Here is a 23899-nt window from a genome sequence, read left to right as displayed (position 1 = left end):
GCGGTCAGCCGCTTTAGCTCCCGGCGCGTTGCCGGCTGCCGAGCACCAGGGCGATGCCGCCGAGCACCGCGGCGGCGCTGAGCGTCAGGCGCAGCGTCAGGCTCTCGCCCAGCAGCAGGCTGCCGCCGAGCGCCGCCAGGATCGGCACGCTGAGCTGGACGGTGGCAGCCTGGCTGGCGCGCAGACCGGGCAGGGCGCTGTACCAGATGGCGTAGCCGACGCCCGAGGTGACCGCGCCGGACAGCAGCGCGTAGAGCAGGCCCGGGGCATCCCAGTTCAGCTGCGGCAGCAGCGCCAGCACCAGCGGCGCGGCCAGCGGTGCGGCGCGCAGGAAGTTGCCGGCGGTCATCGCCAGCGCGTCGCCCTGGCCACGGCCAAGCAGCGAGTAGCCACCCCAGGCGACACCGGCCAGCAGCATCAGCAGCGCGGCCGTCAGCGGCGGTGCGCTGGCACCTGGCAGCAACAGGGCGAGCAGGCCGCCTGCTGCCAGGGCGGTACCCAGCGCGGCGGCAAGGCCGAGGCGTTCTCCGCGCCACAGGCCCCAGGCCAGCATGCTCAGCTGCACGGCACCGAACAGCAGCAGGGCGCCCACGCCGGTTTCCAGCTGCAGGTAGGCGAAGGAGAACGCCGCGGCGTAGGTGAACAGGGCCAGCGCGCCCGCCCAGTTGCCCGCCAGCGCCGGCCTTGGGTTGCGCAGGCGCAGCAGCAGCCATAGCACCAGGGCGCCGGAGACCAGGCGAAGGGCGGTGAAGCTGGCGGCGTCGATGGCCGTCTCGCGCAGGGCCAGGCGGCACAGCAGCGAGTTGCCGGCGAAGGCCAGCATGGCCAGGGCAGTGAGCAGCAGTATGCGCGGCGACATCGACCGTCCTTGTGTGGGGATGGCGGTCAGCTAAACACAGCGCTGGGCCGGCTGGGATTGGCCGAAGGTCGCAAACGTGACGGCGATCAGTCGTACTCGGCCTCGGCATGTTCGCCCAGCAGGCGCCGCTGGCGCGGCGTGCAGGCGGCCAGCACCGCCGGGTCGAAGCGAAACGCGAGATAGGGCGAGAACTTCTGCGCCACCATGCGCCGGCCATAGTGGATCTGCAGCATGTAGCGGCTGCGCGTGGGGCTCAGGTTGGGGCTGCCGGCATGCCACAGCTCGCTGCGAAAGAACAGCAGGTCGCCGGCGCGGCAGAAGATCGGCTCGGGCTCGCGGCCGCGCCAGTCACGCTCGCCGGCCACGGGCGGTCGTCCGGCGCGGTGGCTGCCGGGAATCACCCGGGTGGGGGCGAGCTCGGCGTCGATGTCGTTCAGGTAGAGCTGGGCGGTGCAGATCTGCATCGGCAGCTCGAAGGCCGGGTCGTCCAGCAGGCTTGGTGGCAACGCCATGGGCAGATGGTCCAGATGCAGCTCGCTGCCGACGAAGCCCGGATGACAGCGCCAGGCGGTCTGACCGATCACGTGGCAGTCGTCGCCCAGCGCCGCTTCGGCCAGCTCGATCACCGGCGGCAGGTCGAGGTAGGGCAGCCAGAACGGGTTGCGGTTGAACACGCACTTGTAGTGATCGAGGCTGCCCTGGTAGTCCCAGTGGATGGGGCGCAGGGCGTCGATGGCGGCGCGCACTGCCGCGACGCGCGGCGCATCCAGCACGCCGGGCAACAGCACGAAGCCCTGCTGGTGCAGGGCCTGCAGTCGTTCGGCGGTCTGGCTGTCGGTGGTTTCGCTCATCGCAGCGCTCCGGCATCTGGCCCGTCCAGGCTGGCATCCGTGTGGCGGCGCTGCAAGCCCGTGCCGCTGTCTGCGATTCGACTGGCGGTGCGGCGCGGCTCAGGGGCGGCGTTTGCGTGGGCGACGCGGCGCGCGCTCGGTGCCCGGGACGTGCAGGTAGGCCATGACGCTCTCGGTCAGTTCCTGAGCCAGGCTCACCGCCTCCTTGTTGCGCGCCATGACACCTGCCACCAGGGCTTCGATCAGGGCCAGCACGGCGGCATTGGAGCTGATCAGCACCGGGTGTTCGGCGGGGGCGAACAGGCTGTACTCGGCGATCTCCACCAGCGGCGAGGCGGGCGAGTCGGTGATGGCCAGCACGCAGGCGCCGCGTTCGCGGGCAAAACGCGCCAGCTGCAGGGTGTCCAGCGAATAGCGCGGCAGGGAGATGGTCAGCAGCACGTCGCGCTCGGTGATGGCGGCCAGGCGGTAGGCGGCGTTTTCGTTGCCGCCTTCCATGCTGATGGCGGTGGCGTCATCGCAGAAGGGCACCAGGTTGGCCGCAGCCAGGCCGGCCATGTAGGCGCTGTTGCCGAAGCCGAGAATGTAGATGCGGCGCGCCCCGAGCAGGCGTCCGATCACCGCCTCGAACACGGCGGCGTCATTGTTGCTGGCCGCCGCACCGAGATTGCTGCTGGCGATCTGCAGCTGTTCGTGCAGGCCGAAGGCCCCGTCCGGGCGCTGCGCCAGCTCGTCGCGCAGCTTGTCCACCGGCGACACCATGTCCTGCAGGGTGGCGACCAGCTCGGCCTTCAGGCTGATGTAGCCGCGCAGCTCCATGGCCTTGGCCAGGCGATTGACCGCCGCCGGCGAGGTGTGCGTGGCCTGCGCCAGCTCTTCGATGGTCAGGGTTGCGGCCTTCAGCGGATGGCGCAGGATGAAGTCGGCCACCTTGCGCAGCGAGGGCTGCAGCTGTGGCGCGACCTCGGCCAGCTTGCGCAGGATGGGGGCGCTGTAAACGGTGGCGGAAGACGACGAGCTGCTCGGCATGGCTGGGCTGATCCGGTCTGGCGATGGCGCGCAGTGTATCCGAAGCCGCCCGCCGTGCGCTGTTTCGCTTACTTGAGGCTGCCGCAGAGGAACTGCTGCAGGCGCTCGGACTGCGGGTTGGCCAACACCTCGCGCGGGTGGCCCTGTTCTTCCACCAGGCCCTTGTGGAGGAACACCAGCTGGTTGGACACCTCGCGGGCAAAGCCCATCTCGTGGGTCACCACCACCATGGTGCGGCCTTCGCTGGCCAGGTCCTGCATCACCTTGAGCACCTCGCCGACCAGCTCCGGGTCGAGGGCCGAGGTGGGCTCGTCGAACAGCATCACCTCCGGCTCCATGGCCAGGGCGCGGGCGATGGCCACGCGCTGCTGCTCGCCGCCGGACATGTGCGCCGGGTAGGCGTCCTTGCGGTGCGCCACGCCGACCTTGGCCAGGTAGTGCTCGGCCCTGTCGCGCGCCTCGGCCTTGCTCTGGCCGAGTACGTGCACCGGCGCTTCCATGACGTTGTCCAGGGCGCTCATGTGCGACCACAGGTTGAAGTTCTGGAACACCATCGACAGGCGCGAGCGCATACGCTGCAGCTGCTTGGCGTCGGCGGCCTTGAGCGCGCCGCCGCGATTGGCGACCAGCCTGAGCTCTTCGCCATTGAGCTGGATGCGGCCGGCATGCGGCTGCTCCAGCAGGTTGATGCAGCGCAGGAAGGTGCTCTTGCCCGAGCCGCTGGAGCCGATGATGCTGATCACGTCGCCGGCCTTGGCAGCCATCGATACGCCGCGGATCACCTCGTGGCTACCGTAGCGTTTGTGCAGATCCTGAACTTCGAGTTTGTACATGTTGTTGTTCTCTTAAGGCATGAATCAGTCGCTGAGCAGGCGACCCTGGCGAATGGGCGTTGCCCCGGCGACCTTGGCCAGCCACAGGCCGGGGCGGGCGAAGCGCATGCGCTCGCGGGCATAGAGCACGCCGCAGGTTTCGGCGCGGACGATGCTGTGCTGCTCGCTCAAGGGGTCGATCACCTCGAACAGCGCCTCGCCGCGTTCGACCCACTCGCCCGGCTGCTTGAAGAAGCTGACCACGCCCGGATGCGGGGCGAGGGCGTACTGCGCGCCGGCAAAGGGCGTGGCCTCGCAGCAGCGTTCCGGCGCTGCCGGCCAGTCGCCGGCGATCAGTCCCTGCTCGGCGAGGAAGGCCAGAATCGCCTCGGCGCTGGCTACCGCGCGTTCGGCTTCGGTGTCGGCCATGCCGCCCAGCTCCACGGTGGTGGCCAGGCAGGCCAGGGGAATTTCGGCTTCGGGAAAACGCTGGCGCAGGCGCTGCCAGGGCATGGCGCAGGCCTCGTCGAACGAGCTGCCGCCGGAATCCTCGGCCAGCAGCACCGCACCGGCCTGCAGGCGCGCCGCCAGAGGGCGCAGCGCCTGCCAGTGCTGCGGCGCGCTGTACAGGTGCACCGCGGCCTCGAAGTCGCAGTGCAGGTCGAGCACGACGTCGGCATCGCAGGCGTGACGCAGCAGCAGACGCTGCATGCCTTCCAGCTCCGAGGCCGGCGCGGGCAGGGCGTCCAGCGCCTCGATCATGGCGCGGCGAATCAGGCGTACGTTGCTCGGCCCGTCGCTGCCCAGGTGGCCTTCCACATGCGCGGCGACCGCGGCGGCCAGATCGACGAAGTCGCGATTGAAGTTTCTGCCGCTGGCGAATTCGAAGCGGCCCTGGACCGCCGCCTGGAACAGCTGGCTCAGGCCGATGGGGTTGGCCACCGGTACCAGCTCGATCACGCCGGTCAGGCGTCCGGCGCTTTCCAGCTGCTGCAGGCGACGCCTGAGCTCCACCGCCACGCGCATGCCCGGCAGCTCGTCGGCATGCAGGCTGGCCTGGATGTAGGCCTTGCACGGGCCGCTGCCGTAACGCAGCACGCTGAGGTGACGGCTGGTTCCGGTCGGGCTCCAGGGCAGTGGGTGGTCGATACGTTGCATAGGGCTTCCTTGTTAATGCTTGCGTGGGGTCAGGTGGGCCAGCCAGCGCAGTTCGGCGTATTTGAACAGACGCACCAGGCCCACCGTCAGCACCAGATAGAACAGGCCGGCGGTGATGAAGGCTTCGAACGGCATGTAGTACTGCGAGCTGATGGTGCGGGCTGCGCCGGTGAGGTCGATGAGCGTCACCAGCGAGGCCAGCGAGGTGGTGTGCAGCATCATGATCACCTCGTTGCTGTATTGCGGCAGCGCGCGGCGCATGGCCGAAGGCAGCAGGATGCGCCGGTAGAGCTGAGCGCGCGACATGCCCATGGCCCTGGCCGCCTCGATCTCGCCGGGCGGTGTGGCCTTGAGGCTGCCGGCCAGAATCTCCGCCGTGTAGGCGCTGGTGTTGATGGCGAAGGCCAGGCAGGCGCAGAAGGTGGCGCTGGAAAAGTACGGCCACATGAAGCTGTCGCGGATGACGTCGAACTGGGCCAGGCCGTAGTAGAGCAGAAACAGCTGCACCAGCATCGGCGTGCCGCGAATCACATAGGTATAGAGCCAGGCCGGGAAGTTCACCAGCGGCGAGCGCGATACCCGCATCAGGGCCAGCGGCAGAGCCAGCAGCAGGCCCAGGGCGAGGGCGATCAGCAGCAGCTCGAAGGTGACCAGCAGGCCGCTGGCATACAGCGGCAGGCTGGAGAGGATCAGGTTGAAGTCGAGCATGGGGCAGTCCTTCAGAGTTCGGCCAGGCGGGTGCCGACCGAATAGCGTCGTTCGACGGCCCTGAGCGCCAGCAGCGAAACGCTGGTCAGCAGCAGGTAGAGGGCGGCGACGGCGAGGTAGAACGTGAAGGGTTCACGGGTGGCATCGGCGGCGTTCTTGGCCTTGAACATCATGTCCTGCAGGCCGACCACCGAGATCAGCGCGGTGGCCTTGGTCAGCACCAGCCAGTTGTTGGTGAAGCCGGGAATGGCGAAGCGGATCATCTGTGGCACCAGGATGCGAAAGAACACCTGGGCGCTGCTCATGCCGTACGCCGCACCAGCCTCCGCTTGACCTTTCGCGATGGCCATGAAGGCGCCGCGGAAGGTCTCCGACAGGTAGGCGCCGAAGATGAAGCCCATGGTGAACACGCCGGCGACGAAGGGGTTGATGTCGATGTAGGCGGTGTAGCCCAGACTGGGCGCGATGCGGTTCACCAGGTCCTGACCGCCGTAGAAGATCAGCAGAATCAGCACCAGGTCGGGAATGCCCCGGATCAGCGTGGCGTAGGCGTCGCCCAGATTGGCCAGCCAGCGCAGTGGCGAGAGGCGCAGCGCCGCGCCGGTGAGGCCGAGCAGGATGGCCAGCGCCATGGAACACAGAGCCAGGGTCAGGGTCAGCCAGGCGCCCTCGACAATGATCGGGCCGTAGCCTTGCAGCATGGTGGGAAACCTCGTGGAGCGCAGGAAAGCCGGCGCCCGAGGCGGGCGCCGGTGAGAGCGGCGGATTAGCGGCCGTAGATGTCGTAGTCGAAGTACTTGGCTTGTACCTCGGCGTACTTGCCGTTGCTGCGGATGGCGTCGATGGCGGCGTTGAGCTTCTCGGCGGTGGCGGCATCGCCCTTGCGCACGGCGATGCCGGCGCCGCGACCGAAGTAGCGCGGGTCATTGAAGTCCGGGCCGACCAGGGCGAAACCCTTGCCGCCGTCGGTTTTCAGGAAGCCCTCGTCAATGTTCACCACATCGGCCAGCACCGCGTCCACACGGCCTGCCAGCAGGTCGAGGAAGGCTTCGTTGTTGGAACCGTAGCGCACCACGTTGACGCCGGCCGGGGTCAGTTCGGCGGTGGCGTAGCGATCGTAGGTGGAGGCGCGCTGCACGGCGACCTTCTTGTCCTTGAGGTCGACGCTCGGGTCCTGGATCTGGCTGTCTTCCTTCATCACCAGCTTGCCGGGGGTGTGGTAGTACTTCTTGGAGAAGTCCACCGACTTCAGGCGGTCTTCGGTGATGGACATGGAGGACAGCACGGCGTCGACCTTGCGCACCTTGAGCGAGGGAATCAGACCGTCGAACTCCTGCTCGACCCACTGGCATTTGACCTGCATCTGCGCGCACAGCTCGTTGCCGATGTCGTAGTCGAAGCCGGCGATCTTGCCGTCGGCGGTCTTGAACGCGAAGGGCGGGTAGGCCGCTTCGATACCGATGCGCAGCGCCGGCTCGGCGGCGACGGCGAAGGTGCCGAAGGTGGACAGCGCCAGGGCGCCGAATAGAGCGATCTTGTTCATCTTGTTACTCCAGTGGATGGCGGTTGGTTGAGACAGCTTCCGTCGCGACAGGCGGCGGCTGGTTGAACGTTACGCCGACTGTTGCCAGGCGGCGCCGGCAAGGCCTTGTGAGCCTTGACCGGTGGGCGATGGGGTAGAACGCCCGGGCAGATGCATGAATACCTTTGACGTGTTTTTTTTCACGAATCTACGTTTAAGAAATATTTCTGTCAAACCTGGCTTGAGGTGCTTGTGCCTCGATTATGCCTGGTATATAAATTTTCACGTGGCTCGATAGTGAAAAAAACATTTCATCCCGCTGCGCCTGCTGTCACCCCGTTTCAGTTGGCCGGCGAGCAGGGCACACCGCTTTCGACTTCTAATAAGAGCAATAACAATGAACAAGCAGCGCAACCTTCGTGGCCTTCTCGCCGCGCTCATCCTCTGCGGCAGTGCCGAGCAGGTACTGGCCGACGGCAATCTCCTCGCGGTCGGCGGCATGCTGCGAGCCAGCAACAGCCTGGTCTACGAGAAACTCATCGAACTGGCGGGCGGCGCCGAGCAGGCGCGCATCGCCATCATGCCCACCGCCAGCGGCAGCCTGGGCTCCAGCAAGCGCTTTCAGGCCGAACTGGAAGCCCTGGGCGTGCCCGCCGAGCACATCCGCATCGTCGGCATCGACCGCCACAACTATCAGGACACCATGAACGACCCTGCCGTGGTCGCGCCGCTGCGCGAGGCCAGTGCGGTGTGGTTCGTCGGCGGTGATCAGGCGCGCATCGCCCGCGCGCTGTTCAACGCCGACGGCAGTCCGTCGCTGGCCATGCAGGCCGTGCAGGCGATCTACGACAAGGGCGGCGTGGTGGCCGGTACCAGCGCCGGGGCCAGCATCCTCGGTGCGCGCATGCCCACCGCCTACGGGGTGGTCATGGATACCCTGGATTTCGGCGTGGCCACTGCCGAGGGGCGACGCGGCACCGCCCTGCTCAGGGGCGCTGGCCTGTTCAAGGCCGGCGTGATCGACCAGCACTTCGACAAGATCGAGGAAACCAGCAGCGGGCGCGCGGCGCGCATGGCCAGCTACCTGCTGGAGCAGCCGGCTCCGGGCAAGGGCTTCGGTCTGGATACCAACACCGCCATGTGGATCAAGCCCAGTGGCGAGCTGGAGGTACTGGGCGAGGGCTACCTGACCATCATGGACCCTGCCGCGGCGAAGAAGAGCTTCGGGCTCTACGGCACGCGCATCGACGACATGCGCCTGGCCATGCTCGGTCATGGCGATCGCTACGACCTGGCCTCGGGCGAGATCCGGCCGGATGCCGGCAAGCAGCCGATCGAGCCTGGCAACGAGTACCTGGTGGGCAACCGCCTGCTCACCGACCTGTCGGCCGTGTCGGCGATCAACCGGGCGGTGCTCTATGGCCTGGCCGACAACACGGCGAGCCGTCAGCTCGGGCTGATGACCCGCTACAACCCGGCCAACGGCTACCACTACGGCTATCGCTTCGAGTTCAGCAAGCGTGCGGACTTTGCCGCCCACAGCCGCTTCCACGATTCGCAGACCAACTACAGCGTCAGCGGCGTGCGCCTGGACATCCGTCCGGTGACCGCCGATCTGCGCGAGCCGGCCGCCGGCGCCCCGCGTGATGCCGGCAACGGCCGCCGCGGCGACGCCATTCGTGCGGTGACCTTCCGCGGCCTGATGACCCTCAACGCCGAGGGCGCCTTCGAGGCGGAGCGCCCGATCACCCGCGGCGAGCTGGCCAATGCCCTGCAGATGACCCTGGCTGCGGAGCCCAACCTCAAGGCCCTGCCGACGCTGAGCGACGTACCGGCCGAGCATCCGCTGCGCGAGCATATCGAGGTGGTGGTTTCCAACGGCTGGATGGATGGTGCCGAGCGCTTCGATGCCCAGCGGCCGGCCAGCCGCGCGGACTGGGCGCTGGCCTGCAAGACGCTGGTCGAGCGCTTCAGCGGGACCACGCTGAACAAGACCGTGGCGCTGCAGGACGTCGCCGGCCTCGCTGCGCCGAACGCCGAGGCTGCCGCGCAGACCGTGGCCGAAGGTTGGCTGAGCGCCAACCAGGGACGCTTCGAGCCCGCTGCGCCGGTCAAGCGCGCCGAGGTCGCCGAGACCCTGGCGCGCATCATCGGCCTCTAGAGCCTTTTTCTACCTCTACCCCCAGCCCGCCTGCAGCGTTCAGGCGGGGTGGGTACGGCTGCGCCGGAGAAACGAGCCATGCAATTGAACCGAGTGGAAGTCTTCGCCCTGCACAAGCTGCTGCAGGGCAACGCCCAGGTGGCGCTGACCGCGACCGCACCGAGCGTGCGGGTGCTGGAGCGGGTGCAGACCGGCGCCGGCTTCTTCTCGGTGATTCGTCTGCCGCGCCGGCTGGAGGTGAGCAGCGAGCTGCGCGAGCGGCGCTGGCCGTTTCGCCTCAAGCGCCGGCGCGGCGCCGGCTACTTCGTGTGCTGGCTGGAGGACAGTTCGCTGTGCCTCGAGGCCGTCATCGAACGCGGCGAATGCCCCGCCGATCTGGTTCCCGAGCTGTTCACCTGAGCGGCTGCGAACACCGCCCGCACTGCGGGCAACCCATACCAATAAAACCAATGGAGTAAGGCATGAACATTCTCAAACTCAGCTGTCTCGCCCTGGCCATCGGTGCCGTGGCCTCGCAGGCTGCCGTCGCTGGTCAGCAGCAGGAAGCCAAGGGGTTCATCGAGGACAGCAGCCTGCAGCTGATCAACCGCAACTTCTACATGAACCGCGACTACCGTCATGGCGGCAGCAACAGCCAGGGCATCAACCGCGCCAAGCCGGCCAACGAGCGTAATGGCTATCGCGAAGAGTGGGCACACGGTGCGCAACTGAACTTCAGCTCCGGTTTCACCCAGGGTACCGTCGGTGTCGGCGCCGATGCCTTCGCCTATGGCGGCGTCAAGCTCGATACCGGCCGCGGTCGCGTGGGCAACGGCCTGCTGCCGATCAGCAACAACCGCACCGCCGATGCCGAGGTGCCGGACAGCTACGGCCAGATCGGCGGTGCGGTGAAGATGCGCGCCTCTTCCACCGAGCTGAAGTACGGCGAGATGCGCCCGACCGCACCGGTGTTCGCCACCGGCGATTCGCGTCTGCTGCCGGAGACCGCCACCGGCTTCCAGATTTCCAGCAACGAGTTCGACGCGCTGTCCTTCGAGGCCGGCCACTTCACCTCGATCAACCGCCGCAACTCCACCAACTCCGATGACGACATGACCAGCGAATACGCCGAGGTGGAGGCGCGCAGCGTCGACTTCGCCGGCCTCAGCTACGCGGTCAATGACGATCTGAGCCTGATGTTCTATGCCAGCGAGGCCAAGGACGTCTGGCGTCAGTACTTCGCCAACCTGAACTACAACATCCCGCTGGCCGATAGCCAGGCGCTGAACTTCGACCTGGTGGCGTACAAGACCCGCGACGAGGGCGAGGCGCGTGCCGGCGAGCTGGACACCCTGACCTGGTCGCTCAAGGGTGCCTACAGCTTCGGCGCGCACAAGCTCAGCCTGGCCTATCAGAAGGTGCGTGGCGACGAGTTCTTCGACTACATCGGCGGCGACTCCATCTGGCTGGCCAACTCGGTGCAGTACTCCGACTTCAACGCCCCCAACGAGCGCTCGGTGCAGATCCGCTACGACCTGAACATGAAGCACTACGGCGTTCCCGGCCTGACCTTCATGGCGCGCTACATCAAGGGCGACGACATCGACGGCACCAAGGCCGATCCGAATGGCGCCTTCGCCGGCTGGGCCGGTGACGACGAGAAGCATTGGGAACGCGATCTGGAAGCGCGCTACGTGTTCCAGGAAGGCGCGGCCAAGGACCTGTCGCTGCGTCTGCGTCACGCCACTCACCGCTCCACGGCATTCGACGACGACCTCGACGAGGTGCGCCTGATCATCGAGTACCCGCTGAGCATCCTGTAACGGCATTCTCCGGGCGGCGACAGATCCCGGGCCGTCCGGAGCTTTTTCTTCAAGGTCAGCTCCCACGCTCCTTTGGCCTTAAGGCGTCGCCAGCGGCGCCTTCTTTTCCGCCAGGAGACCTGACCCCCTGGCCCCGCGCGGGCAAGGAGTCGAAATGCTACGCATGCTGTTGTGTCTGTTCGCTGTGCTGCTCGCCCAACCGGGCACGGCAGGACCGTTGCGGGTCGCCATGGAGGGACAGTTCCCGCCTTTCGAAGAACTCGATGCGCAGGGCAATCTGGTCGGCTTCAACGTCGACATCGCCAATGCCCTGTGTCAGCGCATGCAGCGCGAATGCGAACTGCAGCGCTTCGCCTGGGATGACCTGATCCCGGCACTCGACGCGGGACGCACGGACCTGATCCTGGCGTCCATGTCGATCACCGCGGCGCGCGCCGAACGGGTGGACTTCACCGCCCGCTATGCGCAGACCCCGGCCTTTTTCTTTGCCCGCAAGGGCCATATCAATCAGATGCTGATCACCCCGCGGCGCATCGCCGGCAAGCGCGTCGGCGTGCAGCAGGGCACCACCTACGAGCGCTTTCTCGAGGCCCGCTTCGCCGAGCATGTGCAGCTGCTGCGCTATCCCAGTGCCGCCCAGGCCTACCGGGCGCTCGCCGGCGGCGAGCTGGATCTGGTGCTCGACGACGCCGTTTCCGGTTACTTCGGTTTCCTCCTGACCGAACTGGGCCGCGACTTCGAGCAGGTCGGCGGCCCCGTGGTGGCGCCGCAGTTCTTCGGCCAGGGGCAGGGCATCGCCGTGCGCAAGGGCGACGACGAGCTGCGCGAACAGCTCGATCGGGCGCTGGCCGCGATCCTTGCCGACGGCACCCACAAGCGCATCGAGAAACGCTACTTCAAACAGTTTTCCGTTTACTGAGGCCGGCCCGCCGACTGCGCTCTGGCTCCCAATCACCGTTCCCCAACCAGCGTCACCAACCGTGCCCGTGCGGCACCTGCGGAGAAATCGAAATGATCGGATCGGTTATTCGTTACACCCTCATGCTGGCTCTTCTGTTACCGCTGCCGGCCCTGGCGGCCGGCCCGCTGCTGCTGGTGGGCGGCGGGCTCAAGGACGACAACGCGGTCATCTACCAACGTCTGGTGCAGCTGGCCGGCGGCAGTCAGGCGCGCATCGGCGTGATCACCGCCGCCTCGATTCCACCGAGCCAGGACCCCGACGCCGGCACGGCCAACGCGCGCAACTCCAAGTCCAATGGCGAGTTCTACGCGCAGCTGCTGAAGACCTACGGCGCCCAGGATGCCCAGTGGATCCCCATCGACCTGGACAGCATCGGCAACAACAGCAACCCGCAGGTGATCGCGCAGATCAACGGCATGACCGGCTTCTTCTTCGGCGGCGGCGACCAGGCGCGCCTGACCCAGACGCTGCAGACCGCAACGCGCGCCGACACGCCGGCACTGGCCGCGATTCGCGCCCGGCACGCTGCCGGCGCCGTGCTCGCCGGCAGCAGTGCGGGAACCGCGATCATGGTCGGCGGGCCGATGATCACCGGCGGCGAGAGCTATCCCGCTCTGCGCTACGGCGTCTACACCACCCCGGGCGGTGATGACCTGTCCTACGACATGCAGGGCGGTTTCGGCTTCTTCAGCCACGGCCTGCTCGACACCCATTTCAGCGAGCGCGGCCGTCAGGGGCGCATCGTGCGCCTGGCCGACTACACCAACGTGCCGTTCGCCTACGGCGTCGACGAGGACACCGCGCTGCTGGTGCAGCAGAACCCCAGCCTCGGCCAGGTGGAGATGGAAGTGCTCGGCAGCAACGGCGTGTTCATCTTCGACCTGCGCAACAAGCAGCGTGGCACCGGCAGCAGCTACGCCCTCTACGACGTGCTGGCCAGCTACCTGACCGCCGGCGACCGCTACCGCCCGGCCAATCAGCAATTCGTGATCGCCAGCGGCAAGACCAGCCTGCGTGGGCGCGAGTACTACAGCTCGGCGATGACCGCCACCGGCGACATCTTCAGCAGCCCGAACAACAGCGGTGCCAACGGCCGACGCAACCCGCGCGAGTTCGTCAAGGTCAGCACCGACCTGTTCGACAGCCGCTCGACCAGCACCCTGGGCCGCACTTACGAAAGCAATCCGCGTTTCCGCGTCGACCTGATCAAGAGCACCACCTTCGACAGTCACGGCTATCAGGGGGTTATCAACGGCAAGCGCCTGACCTCCTATCTGCGTCTGCGCGTGGATATGCGCCCCAACTGAGAAAGTGCCTCCCTCGCGCTGCCTGCTCCTGCCCAGGCAGCGCCGCTGTCAGGCCGCGCGCAGTGCTGCGCGCGGCTTCTTTGCGACTCCCGTACGAACCTTTCCCGCCAGACGGTCGCTGCGCAAAGTGCTTGACGAAGCTATATGAAGGTAGTCATATAAGTGGTTAAGATTATGACCGTAATCTAACTGGATCGCCCACTTTTATCCCTTTCCCGGAGACTTCCATGAGCACTGCAAGCAAGCCCGCTACCGCCCTGATCACCGGCGCCTCGTCAGGCATCGGCGCCACCTACGCCGAGCGCCTGGCCCGGCGTGGTCATGACCTCCTGCTGGTGGCGCGCGATGCCCAGCGCCTGCAGGCCCTGGCCGAGCGCCTGGGCGGCGAATATGGCGTCGCCGTCGAGGTGCTGCCGGCCGACCTGACGCAGAAGGCCGACATCCTCAAGGTCGCGCAACGCCTGCGTGAGGATGCCGGTATCGGCTTGCTGGTGAACAACGCGGGCGTGGCGATGAACGGCAAGCTGGCCGACGCCGATCTGGAGCAGGCCGAGGCGATGATCCAGCTCAACGTGGTGGCACTGACCCACCTGGCGGCTGCGGCTGCGGCCAACTTCTCCGCGGCGGGGCGGGGCGGCATCATCAACCTCGGCTCGGTGGTGGCGCTGGCGCCGGAAATGTTCAACGCCGTCTACAGCGCGACCAAGGCCTATGTGCTGAGCCTGACCCAGACCCTGGCTGGCGAACTGCGTGGTTCGGGCGTGCAGCTGCAGGCGGTGATGCCGGGCGTGACCCGCACCGAGATCTGGGAGCGCAGCGGCACCGACGCCTCGGCGCTGCCGCCGTCGATGATCATGGAAGTGGGCGAGATGGTCGACGCGGCGCTGGCCGGCTTCGATCAGGGCGAACTGGTGACCATACCCTCGCTGCCGGATGCCGCCGACTGGAACGCCTTCGTCACCGCCCGCGAGGCATTGTTGCCGAACCTGTCGCGCAACCAGGCGGCGGCGCGTTACAAGTGATCGGGACGGGCGCCGAGGCGTTGGGTGCGCCGTGCGCACCGCGGGTGGCGCTGGTCTTCGAATGGCCAGAAAGCCCGCCTGGGCTCGTGTGGAAAGCTGGTGCGCACAGCCTAGGCGGCCCCGCGACACCCTACGGTCAGGTCGTCGCCGAACGCGTAGGGTGCGCCGCGCGCACCGCGGGTGGCGCTGCTCTTCGAATGGCCACGAAACCCGCCTGGGCTCGTGTGGGAAGCTGGTGCGCACAGCCTAGGCGGCCCCGCGACACCCTACGCTCAGGTCGTCGCCGAACGCGTAGGGTGCGCCGTGCGCACCGAGGGCGGCGCTGATCTTCGAATGGCCAGGAAGCCCGCCTGGGCTCATGGGGAAGGCTGGTGCGCACAGCGCACCCTACGGGGAGTAACGTAGGGTGCGCTGTACGCCCCGCCTGTCTGGCCGTTATCGGCCCTGCGCCTGTTCGATCAACCGGCGGCGGGTGGTCTTGAGCAGGCGGTCGGACAGCTCGGGGTCCTTGACGCTGCGCGACAGCAGCAGGGCGCCGACCATGGCCGAAAGCAGCAGCACGCTCTGCTCGGCGGCGTCATCTCCCGGAAGGTTCTCTTCGATCAATGCCAGGCGGTCGCGGATCAACGCATCGGTGATTTCGCTGGCTTCGCCACGCTGGCCCAGCTCGGCCGACATGGTCGGCAACGGGCAGCCTGCGCCCGGGTTGGCACGGTGCGCGCTGGACAGGTAGCTGGCGATAAAGCGCGTCAGCGGCTCCTCGGCATCCTTGGCTAGGGCCTCGCTGGTGGCGGTGAGCTCCTCTGCGGCGTGGCGCAGGGCGGTCTCCACCAGATCGTCCTTGGACTTGAAGTGGGCGTAGAAGCCGCCGTGGGTCAGGCCCAGGGCCTTCATCAGCGGCTGCAGGCCGGTGGCGCCGATGCCGTCGCGGCGAAAACGCAGCGCGGCCTCGTCGATGATGCGTTGGTGGGTCTTGGCCTTGTGGTCTTCCGAATAGCGCATGCCATGCTCCGGATGATTCAGATGTTGGCTGTCATCTTACACCCACCTCGCGGTTCTGGCGCGTGCCGTTCATGTCGAGGATCAGGCAGGTGGTGTAGCCCTGGCCGGGCTTGAGCAGGGTGTGCACCGCGCAACCCATGCAGGAGTCGAGCAGGGTGGCGATATAGCCACCGTGCACGCTGCCCAGCGGGTTGTAGTGGCGACCGTCCGGCGTGCCCTGGAAGACGAAGCGACCGCGGGACCATTGCAGCGGCACGAAATCCAGCAATTGGCCGAAGGGCGGGCTGGGCAGTTCGCCGCGGCCGATGGCGTCGAAGAAATCCAGCGGCGCCATGCCAGCCACTTCCGCCAGGGCCAGGGTGCCCGGGGCGGCGAGTCGGTCGCGCGCGGCCTGTTCCTCTGCGATCCAGGCGGCCAGGCGGGTATCACGGTTGTGCTCGTTCATCGGAGGCTCCAGTTTTTATGATGGACGACATCTAATGTTTCATATTATGGTCGAAATATAAATGGCCGATACCGGAAACCCACCATGCGCCCGTCCCGCCTGCTGCTTTTGATCCTGATGCTGCTCACCGCGCTGGGGGAAATCTCCACGCAGTTGCTGATTCCCGCCCTCGGCGCCCTGGAGCGGGGGCTGCATGCGGTACCCGGCAGCAGCCTGCTGGCGCTGACGCTGTTCGTCGCCGCCTTCGGCCTCGGCCAACTGTTCTTCGGGCCGTTGTCCGATCGCCTCGGTCGGCGCCCGGTGCTGCTGGCCGGGTTGTCGCTGTACCTGCTGGCGAGCCTGGGCATGCTGCTGGCGGAGAACATCCAGATGCTGATCGCCGCCCGCGTGCTGCAGGGCTTCGGCGCCTGTGCTGCGCTGGTGCTGGCGCGCGCCATCGTGCGTGACGTGTGGCAGGCCGAGGCGGGTCCGGCCCTGGCGCTGACGGTGCTGGGGATGTTCACCGCCATCGTCCTGTCGCCGCTGCTCGGCGGCCTGCTGACCCAATACGGCGGCTGGCGCGCGCCGCTGGTGGCCAGCCTGGTGGTCGGTAGCGTGGCCCTGCTGGCAGTGCTCGGCGGCTATCGCGAGAGCCATGTGCAGCGCGACCCACAGGCCGGGCGGCTGAGTCGCCTGGCGGGCGATTACCGCGATCTGCTGCGCAGCTGCCGGGCTCTGGGGCTGACCATCGCCGCCACCTACGGTGCCATGTTCGTCGTGGTGGCCGGCTCCTCGGCGGTCTATATCGGCCTGCTCGGCCTGACGGCTGCGCAGTACGGCATGACTTTCGCGGCCATCGTTTCCGGCCTGCTCGGCGGCGCCCTGTTCACCCTGCGCAACGTGCAGCGGCTGGGGCCACGGCGGGTGGTGGCCATCGGTGTGGCGCTGGTGCTGACCGGCGCCTTCCTGACCCTGGCGATCTATCTGCTGTTTGGCCTGTCGCTGCTCGGCCTGTCGCTGCCGCAGATGCTGGTCACCCTAGGCGGCGGCATGGTCCTGCCGGCGGCGGTGGCCGGCGCGGTGATCCCCAACCCGCAGCGCGCCGGATTGGCGGCCGGGCTGATGGGCTTTGCGCAGATGGCCGGGGCGACCCTTGGCGGTTTGCTGCTGACCTGGCTGCAGGACGGTTCGGCCTGGCCTATGGTTGCCTTGCATGCCCTGTTCGCCGCGCTGGCGTTTGCCGGCTTCCATCTGCTGCGTGCGCGCCCGATTCCAATCCCCGAAGCGAGGAGAGTCTCTTCATGAGCAGCTACGACGTGGTCATCATTGGTGCCGGCCCCGGCGGCTACAACGCCGCCATCCGCGCCGGTCAACTGGGCCTGAAGGTGGCCTGCGTGGAGGGCCGCGAGACCCTTGGCGGCACCTGCCTGAACGTCGGCTGCATGCCGTCCAAGGCCCTGCTGCATGCCTCCGAACTGTACGAGGCGGCGGCCGGCGGCGAGCTCAGCGCGCTGGGCGTGGAGGTCACACCGTCGCTGAATCTGGCGCAGATGATGAAGCAGAAGGCCGCCAGCGTCGAAGCGCTGACCAAGGGTGTGGAGTTCCTGTTTCGCAAGAACAAGGTGGAGTGGGTCAAGGGCTGGGCGCGCATCGACGGGCCGGGGCGGGTGCAGGTCAAGCTGCACGAGGGCGGCGAGCGCCTGCTGGAGACGCAGAACATCGTCATCGCCAGCGGCTCGGAGCCGACCCCGCTGCCGGGTGTGGAGATCGACAACGTACGCGTTCTCGATTCCACTGGCGCGCTGTCGCTGCCCGAGGTGCCCAGGCATCTGGTGGTGATCGGTGCCGGGGTGATCGGCCTGGAGTTGGGCTCGGTGTGGCGCCGTCTGGGCAGCCAGGTCACCGTGGTGGAATACCTCGAGCGCATCTGTCCCGGTCTGGACGGCGAGACCGCCAAGACCCTGCAGCGCACCCTGGGCAAGCAGGGCATGAGCTTCAAGCTGGGCACCAAGGTCACCGGCGCCAAGACCGGCAAGTCCAGTGTGACCCTGACGCTGGAGCCGGCCGCAGGTGGGGCGAGCGAGACACTGGAGGCTGATTACGTGCTGGTGGCCATCGGTCGGCGTCCCTACACCAAAGGGCTCGGGTTGGAGAGCGTCGGTCTGAGCACCGACAAGCGCGGTATGCTCGGCAACGACAAGCACCAGAGCGGCGTGCCCGACGTGTGGGTGATCGGCGACGTCACCTCCGGGCCGATGCTGGCGCACAAGGCCGAGGACGAGGCGGTGGCCTGCATCGAACGCATCGCCGGGCACGCCGCCGAGGTCAACTACGGGGTGATCCCCGGAGTGATCTACACCCGCCCGGAGGTGGCCAGCGTCGGCAAGGGCGAGGAGGAGCTGAAGGCCGAAGGCCGCGCCTACAAGGTGGGCAAGTTCCCCTTCACGGCCAACAGCCGGGCGAAGATCAACCACGAGACCGATGGCTTCGTGAAGATTCTCGCCGACGCCAATACCGACCAGATTCTCGGCGTGCACATGATCGGCCCGAGCGTCGGCGAGCTGATCGGCGAATACTGCGTGGCCATGGAGTTCTCCGCTTCGGCCGAGGACATCGCGCTGACCTGCCATCCGCACCCGACCCGCTCGGAGGCCGGACGTCAGGCGGCCATGGGTGTGCATGGCTGGACCATGCAGGCCTGAGAGGACCCGTAGGGTGCGCCGTGCGCACCGGCATCTCCAGCGGTGCTTTTGGTATGGCTATGTCCCTGTTAGCTGTTGCTAGGGTTCCAAGGAAGGCTCGTGAGCCTTGCAGGGTGGGCCGGGCGGCGATCCGCTCTAGCCCACGCCAACCACCGCTGGTGGGCTGAAGCCCACCCTACGGGCCTTTGCACCCACTCCCAACACTTAACGCAGACAGAGCCTTTGGTATCGGTGCGCGGTGCACCCCTTGTCAGAGCACGTGGTCGAGATTGACCGGCTCGCCCGGTCTGGCGTGCAGCTTGCTGCGAATGTCGGCGAACACCTTGTCGTATTCATCGTGGCCGCGCATCACCGGGCTGGCATTGGGCGGCAGGCCATGGCGGGCGGCGACGCGGCTGGCCACGCTGGCGAAGTTGAAGGCGACGTCGCGGTGCAGCTCGAACTCCTCGTCGAAATGCCGACCGCTCACCTCGCCGACCAGACGCATGTGCAGCATGGGGCCCTGGACCGGGTCCTGGCGAATCTCGTAGTAGAAGTCGACGGAGAAGGGCGGCGCCAGGCGCAGGCCCTCCGGGCGGTCGAGGTTGTCGCGATGCAGATGGCCTGGGGTGAACATCGTCGGTGCTCCTGCGAGAAAACGGCGGGGCCGCGGCCCCGCCCCTGATCAGCGGTAAATAATGCCCTCGGTGTCCAGACCGATGCGGGTACCGGAGCTGCCTTGCACGATGGCCTCGATGTTCTCCAGCGAGCCGATCACCGCGGTGCTGCCGGTATTGCGCGCGAACTCGCAGGCGGCCTGTACCTTCGGTCCCATGGAGCCGGCGGCGAAGCCGAGCTTGTCCATCTCGTCCGGGTGGGCGGCGGCGATGGATTTCTGCCCGGGCTTGCCCCACTCGACATAGGCGGCATCCACATCGGTGGCGATTACCAGCAGGTCGGCGTTGAGCTGTTCGGCCAGCAGCGCCGAGCACAGGTCCTTGTCGATCACCGCTTCGACGCCGCGCAGCTTCTTGCCGTCGTACATGGTGGGTATACCGCCGCCACCGGCGCAGATCACCACGCTGCCCTTCTCCAGCAGCCACTTGATCGGGCGGATCTCGAAGATGCGCTGCGGCCTGGGGCTGGCCACCACACGGCGGAACTTGTCGCCGTCCGGAGCGATGTTCCAGCCCTTCTCGGCGGCCAGGCGCTCGGCTTCCTCCTTGGCATAGACCGGGCCGATGGGTTTGGTCGGTTTCTTGAACGCCGGGTCGCCGCTGTCCACTTCGACCTGGGTGAGGATGGTGGCGAACGGCACTTCGAACGGCAGCAGGTTGCCCAGCTCCTGTTCGATCATGTAGCCGATCATGCCTTCGGTCTCGGCACCGAGCACGTCCAGTGGGTAGGGGTTGGCCGCGTCATAGGCGTTGCCCTGCAGGGCCAGCAGGCCGACCTGCGGGCCGTTGCCGTGGGCAATCACCAGTTCGTTGCCGGGCGCCACCTTGGCGATCTGCTCGCAGGCGATGCGCACGTTCTCTCGTTGATTTTCCGCGGTCATGGCTTCGCCGCGGCGTAACAGGGCGTTGCCGCCCAGGGCAATGACGAGTCGCATGGTGTTCTCCTTGTCGCTCGGATTGAATCCGGGGGCTGTGGTCTGGGGCTGGCGTCGCCGGCCAGACCCTCTCCCCCCAGCCCCTCTCCCATGAATGGGAGAGGGGAGACAAGCCCATCCCCGGATGACATCCGGGCTACGTGAACCTAGATATCCGCCAGGGTCGAGACGAGGATCGCCTTGATCGTGTGCATGCGGTTTTCCGCCTGCTCGAAGGCGATGTTGTAGGGCGACTCGAACACGTCCTCGGTGACCTCGATACCGTTCTTCAGGTGCGGATACTGTTCGGCGATCTGCTTGCCGACCTTGGTCTCGCTGTTGTGGAAGGCCGGCAGGCAGTGCATGAACTTGGCTCGCGGGTTGCCGGTGGCCTTCATGATGTCCATGTTGACCTGATAGGGCAGCAGCTCCTTGATGCGCTCACCCCAGGCCTCCACCGGCTCGCCCATGGATACCCAGACGTCGGTGTGGACGAAGTCGACGCCCTTGACCGCTTCCTTGGCGTCCTCGGTGAGGGTGATGCGCGCACCGCTTTCCTCGGCGAACTTCTTGCAGGCGGCGACATGCTCGTCGCTCGGCCACAGTGCCTTGGGCGCGGCGATGCGCACGTCCATGCCGAGCTTGGCACCGATCAGCAGCAGCGAGTTGCCCATGTTGTTGCGCGCGTCGCCCAGGTAGGCGTAGCTGATCTCGTGCAGCGGCTTGTCGCTGTGCTCGCGCATGGTCAGCACGTCGGCGAGCATCTGCGTCGGGTGGTATTCGTCGGTCAGGCCGTTGAACACCGGCACGCCGGCGTAGGTGGCCAGTTCCTCGACGATCTCCTGCTTGAAGCCGCGGTATTCGATGGCGTCGTACATGCGTCCGAGCACGCGGGCGGTGTCCTTCATCGATTCCTTGTGGCCGATCTGCGAGGAGCCCGGGTCGATGTAGGTGACGTTGGCGCCCTGGTCATAGGCGGCGACCTCGAAGGCGCAGCGGGTGCGGGTGGAGGTCTTCTCGAAGATCAGCGCGATGTTCTTGCGCTTGAGGTGCTGCTGCTCGGTGCCGGTGTACTTGGCGCGCTTGAGGTCGCGCGAGAGGTCGAGCAGGTAACGCAGCTCACGGGTGCTGTGGTGCATCAGGCTGAGCAGGTTACGGTTGTGCATGTTGAAAGCCATGGTTCTCTCTCCTTGTGGGCAGCTTGAAACGGGCCCGGCGGCGGATCACCGCCGGGGCTGGCTTGTTCAGTAATCGATCGGGTCGCGGATGATCGGGCAGGTCATGCAGTGGCCGCCGCCACGGCCACGGCCCAGTTCGCTGGCGCTGATGGTGATGACTTCCACACCGGCCTTGCGCAGCAGCGTATTGGTGTAGGTGTTGCGGTCGTAACCGACCACCACGCCCGGCTCCAGGCAGACCACGTTGTTGCCGTCGTCCCATTGCTCGCGTTCGGCCTCGTAGGCATCGCCGCCGGTTTCCACCACGCGCAGCTTCGGCAGGTTGAGCGATTCGGCGACCACGTCGAGGAAGGACTTGTCCTCACGGCGCACGTCGATGCCGCCGGGACGGCTCTCGTCCGGGCGCAGGCTGAAGGGCACGATGGAGTTGGCCACTTCGGGGAAGATGGTGACCAGGTCGCGGTCGCAGAAGCTGAACACGGTGTCCAGGTGCATCGCCGCGCGCGATTTGCCCAGCCCGGCCACCACCACCCGCTGCGCCGCGCCCTTGGCGAACAGGGCGCGCGCCACCTGGCCGATGGCCTGGTGCGAGGTGCGCTCGCCCATGCCGATCAGCACGGTGCCGTTGCCGATGGGCATCACGTCGCCGCCTTCCAGCGTCGCTGCGCCATGGTCCTGGTCCGGGTCGCCGTACCAGATTTCGAACTGCTCGCCGGCGAAGTCCGGGTGGAACTTGTAGATGGCCGAGGTGAGCAGGGTCTCCTGACGGCGCGCCGGCCAGTACATCGGGTTGAGGGTGACGCCGCCGTAGATCCAGCAGGTGGTGTCACGGGTGAACTGGGTGTTGGGCAGCGGCGGGAAGATGAAGCTGGATTCACCCAGGTAGGCATTGAACATCTTCGCCGCCTCGGAATCCTTGTGTTTGGCCAGGTCGGCACCGGACACGCCGCCGATCAGGAATTCGGCGATACGTCGTGGCTCCAGGCCCTCGATGAAGGAGCGCACCTCGCCCTGCAGGCCGAGTCCCACGCTGTTGGGGGTGATCTTGCGGTCGAGAATCCACTTCAGCGCTTGCGGGTCGCGCACGGTCTCTTCCAGCAGGTTGTGCATCTCCACCACCTCGATACCGCGCTCGCGCATCTTGGTCATGAAGTCGAAATGGTCGCGCTTGGCCTGGGACACCCAGATCACGTCGTCGAACAGCAGTTCGTCGCAGTTGTTCGGGGTCAGGCGCAGGTGAGCCAGGCCTGGCGAACAGACCATCACCTTGTGCAGTTTGCCGGCTTCGGAATGAACGCCTAGGGCTTTCTTGGACATGTCGAACTCCTTCTCGCTAGAGAGTCAGGAAACCGTCATACAGCCCGTAGGCGGCAATGGCGGCACCTATCAGCACGGCGAGGAAAATGAGCTTTTCGACGCCGGTGAAGATGGGCTGGCCCAGCTCGCGCTTGGCCTTGGCGAACAGGATCGCGCCGGGGGCGTAGAGCAGAGCGGACAGCAGCAGGTACTGGATGCCAGCGGCGTAAACCAGCCAGATGGCATAGAGGGTGGAAACCAGGGCGATCAGCAGATCCTTGCTGCGTTCGCTGGCGGCGCTCTCATAGGTCTCGCCGCGCACCGCCAGCAGCAGCGCATAGGCGCTGGACCAGAAGTAGGGCACCAGGATCATCGAGGTGGCCAGGTACAGCAGGCTCAGGTAGGTGGAGGCGTTGAACAGGGTGATGATCAGAAACAGCTGGATCAGCCCGTTGGACAGCCACAGTGCATTGGCCGGCACCTGATTGGCGTTCTCCTTGCGCAGGAACTCCGGCATGGTGTGGTCGCGGGCGCTGGCGAAGAGGATCTCGGCGCACAGCAGGGTCCAGGACAGCAGGGCCCCGGCCAGCGAGACGATCAGGCCGATGGCGATCAGTTGCGCGCCCCAGGGGCCGACCACCTGTTCCAGCACCCCGGCCATCGACGGGTTCTTCAGCCCGGCCAGCTCGGCCTGGGCCATGATGCCCTGGCTCAGCACGTTGACCAGCACCAGCAGCAGGAGCACGCCGACGAAACCGATCACCGTGGCCTTGCCGACGTCGCTGCGTTTCTCGGCGCGGGCAGAGAAGATGCTCGCACCCTCAATGCCGATGAACACCCAGACGGTGACCAGCATCATATTGCGCACCTGATCCATCACGCTGCCCAGCTCGGGGTTGCCGCGGCCCCAGAAGTCCGAGGTGAACACGTCCAGCTTGAAGGCGATGGCGGCGATCACGATGAACAGTGCCAGCGGCAGCATCTTCGCCACCGTGGTCACCGTGTTGATAAAGGCCGCCTCCTTGATTCCGCGCAGCACCAGAAAGTGCAGCAGCCAGAGCAGCACCGAGGCGCAGATCACCGCCGGCAGGGTGTTGCCCTCGCCGAACACGGGGAAGAAGTAACCCAGGGTGGAGAACAGCAGCACCATGTAGCTGACGTTGCCGATCCAGGCGCTGATCCAGTAGCCCCAGGCCGAGGAGAAACCCATGTAGTCGCCGAAGCCGGCCTTGGCGTAGGCGTAGACCCCGCCGTCGAGTTCGGGCTTGCGGTTGGCCAGGGTCTGGAACACGAAGGCCAGGGTCAGCATGCCCACCCCGGTGATCAACCAGCCGATCAGCGTGGCGCCGGCGCTGGCGCTGGCGGCGATGTTCTGCGGCAGGGAGAAGATACCGCCGCCGACCATGGAGCCGACGACCAGGGCGACCAGTGCAGCCAGGCGCAGTTTTTGTGACGAGTCGGACATCTCAATTACCTCCATGTCGGGAAGTGACGATGGTATTGAGCGCGTTTGGAGCGGCAGCAGTCATGACCTA

General features: G+C 66.7%; 23 protein-coding genes. 8 read left to right on the top strand and 15 right to left on the bottom strand.

What is annotated here, in order from left to right:
* Positions 1-13 precede the first annotated feature (13 nt).
* The 8 genes from L1F06_RS19615 to L1F06_RS19580 form a co-directional block, all read right to left on the bottom strand.
* Positions 14-859 carry an EamA family transporter gene (locus L1F06_RS19615; protein ID WP_129481775.1) on the bottom strand — a complete coding sequence of 282 codons (846 nt, stop codon included), beginning with the start codon at positions 857-859 and terminating at the stop codon, positions 14-16.
* Positions 860-945: 86 nt separating this feature from the next.
* Positions 946-1710 carry a phytanoyl-CoA dioxygenase family protein gene (locus tag L1F06_RS19610; RefSeq protein WP_129481774.1) on the bottom strand — a complete coding sequence of 255 codons (765 nt, stop codon included), beginning with the start codon at positions 1708-1710 and terminating at the stop codon, positions 946-948.
* Positions 1711-1809: 99 nt separating this feature from the next.
* Positions 1810-2739, bottom strand: a complete 930-nt coding sequence (locus tag L1F06_RS19605; RefSeq protein WP_003246955.1) for a MurR/RpiR family transcriptional regulator — start codon at positions 2737-2739, stop codon at positions 1810-1812.
* A 68-nt stretch (positions 2740-2807) separates the two neighbouring features.
* Positions 2808-3572 carry an ABC transporter ATP-binding protein gene (locus L1F06_RS19600; RefSeq protein WP_011921146.1) on the bottom strand — a complete coding sequence of 255 codons (765 nt, stop codon included), beginning with the start codon at positions 3570-3572 and terminating at the stop codon, positions 2808-2810.
* Between the two features lie 24 nt (positions 3573-3596).
* Positions 3597-4709: a succinylglutamate desuccinylase/aspartoacylase family protein gene (locus tag L1F06_RS19595; protein ID WP_012017776.1), complete on the bottom strand. Its 1113-nt coding sequence runs from the start codon at positions 4707-4709 to the stop codon at positions 3597-3599.
* A 12-nt stretch (positions 4710-4721) separates the two neighbouring features.
* On the bottom strand, positions 4722-5417 hold the full coding sequence (locus tag L1F06_RS19590) for an ABC transporter permease (RefSeq protein WP_003246332.1): 696 nt from the start codon (positions 5415-5417) through the stop codon (positions 4722-4724).
* 11 nt (positions 5418-5428) lie between these two features.
* Positions 5429-6118, bottom strand: a complete 690-nt coding sequence (locus tag L1F06_RS19585) for an ABC transporter permease (protein WP_012017777.1) — start codon at positions 6116-6118, stop codon at positions 5429-5431.
* Positions 6119-6183: 65 nt separating this feature from the next.
* A complete protein-coding gene (locus L1F06_RS19580) occupies positions 6184-6960 on the bottom strand; it encodes an ABC transporter substrate-binding protein (protein WP_129481773.1) in 777 nt (258 codons plus the stop codon).
* A gap of 376 nt (positions 6961-7336) precedes the next feature.
* Between L1F06_RS19580 and L1F06_RS19575 the strand changes: the two genes are divergently transcribed.
* The 6 genes from L1F06_RS19575 (at position 7337) to L1F06_RS19550 (ending at position 14192) form a co-directional block, all read left to right on the top strand.
* The gene (locus L1F06_RS19575; RefSeq protein ID WP_129481772.1) at positions 7337-9100 is read left to right on the top strand and encodes a cyanophycinase; all 1764 of its coding nucleotides are present in this window, start codon (positions 7337-7339) and stop codon (positions 9098-9100) included.
* 78 nt (positions 9101-9178) lie between these two features.
* Entirely contained in the window at positions 9179-9499 is a 321-nt protein-coding gene (locus tag L1F06_RS19570; protein WP_003246324.1) for a hypothetical protein, read from the top strand.
* A gap of 62 nt (positions 9500-9561) precedes the next feature.
* Positions 9562-10902, top strand: a complete 1341-nt coding sequence (locus tag L1F06_RS19565; protein WP_012017779.1) for an OprD family porin — start codon at positions 9562-9564, stop codon at positions 10900-10902.
* Positions 10903-11056: 154 nt separating this feature from the next.
* Positions 11057-11821, top strand: a complete 765-nt coding sequence (locus tag L1F06_RS19560) for an ABC transporter substrate-binding protein (protein WP_096825711.1) — start codon at positions 11057-11059, stop codon at positions 11819-11821.
* 92 nt (positions 11822-11913) lie between these two features.
* Positions 11914-13170: a cyanophycinase gene (locus tag L1F06_RS19555; RefSeq protein ID WP_012017781.1), complete on the top strand. Its 1257-nt coding sequence runs from the start codon at positions 11914-11916 to the stop codon at positions 13168-13170.
* Between the two features lie 227 nt (positions 13171-13397).
* Positions 13398-14192, top strand: a complete 795-nt coding sequence (locus L1F06_RS19550; RefSeq protein ID WP_012017782.1) for an SDR family NAD(P)-dependent oxidoreductase — start codon at positions 13398-13400, stop codon at positions 14190-14192.
* 435 nt (positions 14193-14627) lie between these two features.
* On the opposite strand, the gene L1F06_RS19545 is transcribed toward L1F06_RS19550, so the two are convergent.
* A complete protein-coding gene (locus L1F06_RS19545; protein WP_012017783.1) occupies positions 14628-15194 on the bottom strand; it encodes a TetR/AcrR family transcriptional regulator in 567 nt (188 codons plus the stop codon).
* Positions 15195-15225: 31 nt separating this feature from the next.
* Positions 15226-15639, bottom strand: coding sequence for a PaaI family thioesterase (locus L1F06_RS19540; protein WP_129481771.1), 414 nt, complete (start codon positions 15637-15639; stop codon positions 15226-15228).
* 84 nt (positions 15640-15723) lie between these two features.
* Here L1F06_RS19540 and L1F06_RS19535 point away from each other — a divergent pair, with 84 nt between their 5' ends.
* Both L1F06_RS19535 and lpdA read left to right on the top strand, forming a co-directional pair.
* Positions 15724-16923, top strand: coding sequence for a Bcr/CflA family efflux MFS transporter (locus L1F06_RS19535; RefSeq protein WP_129481770.1), 1200 nt, complete (start codon positions 15724-15726; stop codon positions 16921-16923).
* The gene (lpdA, locus tag L1F06_RS19530; protein ID WP_129481769.1) at positions 16920-18320 is read left to right on the top strand and encodes a dihydrolipoyl dehydrogenase; all 1401 of its coding nucleotides are present in this window, start codon (positions 16920-16922) and stop codon (positions 18318-18320) included. Before L1F06_RS19535 ends, lpdA begins: the two co-directional genes overlap by 4 nt.
* A 250-nt stretch (positions 18321-18570) precedes the next feature.
* On the opposite strand, the gene L1F06_RS19525 is transcribed toward lpdA, so the two are convergent.
* The 5 genes from L1F06_RS19525 to arcD all read right to left on the bottom strand — a co-directional run bounded on the left by L1F06_RS19525 (position 18571) and on the right by arcD (position 23829).
* Positions 18571-18936, bottom strand: coding sequence for a DUF5064 family protein (locus L1F06_RS19525; protein WP_003246306.1), 366 nt, complete (start codon positions 18934-18936; stop codon positions 18571-18573).
* A 48-nt stretch (positions 18937-18984) separates the two neighbouring features.
* The gene (arcC, locus tag L1F06_RS19520) at positions 18985-19911 is read right to left on the bottom strand and encodes a carbamate kinase (protein ID WP_129481768.1); all 927 of its coding nucleotides are present in this window, start codon (positions 19909-19911) and stop codon (positions 18985-18987) included.
* A 146-nt stretch (positions 19912-20057) separates the two neighbouring features.
* On the bottom strand, positions 20058-21068 hold the full coding sequence (locus L1F06_RS19515) for an ornithine carbamoyltransferase (protein WP_003246303.1): 1011 nt from the start codon (positions 21066-21068) through the stop codon (positions 20058-20060).
* A gap of 66 nt (positions 21069-21134) precedes the next feature.
* Positions 21135-22385, bottom strand: coding sequence for an arginine deiminase (gene arcA, locus L1F06_RS19510; protein WP_012017788.1), 1251 nt, complete (start codon positions 22383-22385; stop codon positions 21135-21137).
* 16 nt (positions 22386-22401) lie between these two features.
* Positions 22402-23829: an arginine-ornithine antiporter gene (arcD, locus tag L1F06_RS19505; RefSeq protein WP_003246300.1), complete on the bottom strand. Its 1428-nt coding sequence runs from the start codon at positions 23827-23829 to the stop codon at positions 22402-22404.
* Positions 23830-23899 lie beyond the last annotated feature (70 nt).

Origin of the sequence: Pseudomonas hydrolytica (assembly GCF_021495345.1) — a bacterium.
GTDB lineage: Bacteria > Pseudomonadota > Gammaproteobacteria > Pseudomonadales > Pseudomonadaceae > Aquipseudomonas > Aquipseudomonas hydrolytica.
This window is presented reverse-complemented; position numbering and strand designations above follow the sequence as displayed.

Bases quoted from the DNA above. Each gene is read 5' to 3' on its own strand.
- L1F06_RS19550 (WP_012017782.1), top strand. From the start codon at position 13,398: ATGAGCACTGCAAGCAAGCCCGCTACCGCCCTGATCACCGGCGCCTCG.
- L1F06_RS19610 (WP_129481774.1), bottom strand. From the start codon at position 1,710: ATGAGCGAAACCACCGACAGCCAGACCGCCGAACGACTGCAGGCCCTG.
- arcA (WP_012017788.1), bottom strand. From the start codon at position 22,385: ATGTCCAAGAAAGCCCTAGGCGTTCATTCCGAAGCCGGCAAACTGCAC.
- L1F06_RS19540 (WP_129481771.1), bottom strand. From the start codon at position 15,639: ATGAACGAGCACAACCGTGATACCCGCCTGGCCGCCTGGATCGCAGAG.
- L1F06_RS19615 (WP_129481775.1), bottom strand. From the start codon at position 859: ATGTCGCCGCGCATACTGCTGCTCACTGCCCTGGCCATGCTGGCCTTC.
- L1F06_RS19565 (WP_012017779.1), top strand. From the start codon at position 9,562: ATGAACATTCTCAAACTCAGCTGTCTCGCCCTGGCCATCGGTGCCGTG.
- L1F06_RS19515 (WP_003246303.1), bottom strand. From the start codon at position 21,068: ATGGCTTTCAACATGCACAACCGTAACCTGCTCAGCCTGATGCACCAC.
- L1F06_RS19525 (WP_003246306.1), bottom strand. From the start codon at position 18,936: ATGTTCACCCCAGGCCATCTGCATCGCGACAACCTCGACCGCCCGGAG.
- L1F06_RS19535 (WP_129481770.1), top strand. From the start codon at position 15,724: ATGCGCCCGTCCCGCCTGCTGCTTTTGATCCTGATGCTGCTCACCGCG.
- L1F06_RS19600 (WP_011921146.1), bottom strand. From the start codon at position 3,572: ATGTACAAACTCGAAGTTCAGGATCTGCACAAACGCTACGGTAGCCAC.
- L1F06_RS19595 (WP_012017776.1), bottom strand. From the start codon at position 4,709: ATGCAACGTATCGACCACCCACTGCCCTGGAGCCCGACCGGAACCAGC.
- L1F06_RS19555 (WP_012017781.1), top strand. From the start codon at position 11,914: ATGATCGGATCGGTTATTCGTTACACCCTCATGCTGGCTCTTCTGTTA.
- L1F06_RS19580 (WP_129481773.1), bottom strand. From the start codon at position 6,960: ATGAACAAGATCGCTCTATTCGGCGCCCTGGCGCTGTCCACCTTCGGC.
- L1F06_RS19605 (WP_003246955.1), bottom strand. From the start codon at position 2,739: ATGCCGAGCAGCTCGTCGTCTTCCGCCACCGTTTACAGCGCCCCCATC.
- L1F06_RS19575 (WP_129481772.1), top strand. From the start codon at position 7,337: ATGAACAAGCAGCGCAACCTTCGTGGCCTTCTCGCCGCGCTCATCCTC.
- L1F06_RS19570 (WP_003246324.1), top strand. From the start codon at position 9,179: ATGCAATTGAACCGAGTGGAAGTCTTCGCCCTGCACAAGCTGCTGCAG.
- lpdA (WP_129481769.1), top strand. From the start codon at position 16,920: ATGAGCAGCTACGACGTGGTCATCATTGGTGCCGGCCCCGGCGGCTAC.
- L1F06_RS19545 (WP_012017783.1), bottom strand. From the start codon at position 15,194: ATGCGCTATTCGGAAGACCACAAGGCCAAGACCCACCAACGCATCATC.
- arcD (WP_003246300.1), bottom strand. From the start codon at position 23,829: ATGTCCGACTCGTCACAAAAACTGCGCCTGGCTGCACTGGTCGCCCTG.
- L1F06_RS19585 (WP_012017777.1), bottom strand. From the start codon at position 6,118: ATGCTGCAAGGCTACGGCCCGATCATTGTCGAGGGCGCCTGGCTGACC.
- L1F06_RS19590 (WP_003246332.1), bottom strand. From the start codon at position 5,417: ATGCTCGACTTCAACCTGATCCTCTCCAGCCTGCCGCTGTATGCCAGC.
- L1F06_RS19560 (WP_096825711.1), top strand. From the start codon at position 11,057: ATGCTACGCATGCTGTTGTGTCTGTTCGCTGTGCTGCTCGCCCAACCG.
- arcC (WP_129481768.1), bottom strand. From the start codon at position 19,911: ATGCGACTCGTCATTGCCCTGGGCGGCAACGCCCTGTTACGCCGCGGC.